This window comes from Streptomyces sp. TRM49041 (assembly GCF_008271805.1).
GTDB lineage: Bacteria > Actinomycetota > Actinomycetes > Streptomycetales > Streptomycetaceae > Streptomyces.
This window is the reverse complement of sequence record NZ_VSRY01000030.1, coordinates 1-281: the sequence shown is the minus strand read 5'-3', so window position 1 is coordinate 281 and position 281 is coordinate 1. Positions and strand designations below refer to the sequence as shown.

General features: G+C 76.9%; 1 pseudogene. It reads left to right on the top strand.

Annotation, left to right across the window (positions count from 1 at the left end):
* Positions 1-281, top strand: a pseudogene (locus FVS66_RS01665) (mucin-1); the annotation flags it as partial.

Genomic DNA, 281 nt, shown 5'->3' with positions numbered 1-281 from the left:
CCGACGGTTCGCGCGTCGTCCTGCACACCACCCCGCGCCGCGTCGGCCTCACCGACTCCGGCGCCCCCTGCCGCGGCATGCTCGCGCAGCCGAAACTGCTGGTCACACCCCCCGGAGCGGCGCCCAGCCTCGTATGGTGGCCCGGGCTCGACGCCTGGCTCGGCACCGAGACGGACCGCCCCGTCCTCCACGCCGTCGGCGACATCGACGTGTCCGCCTCGCCCGTCGAGGCCGTCCTGCGCACCGACAGCCCGGACGGCGGCCGCCCGGCCCTCACCATC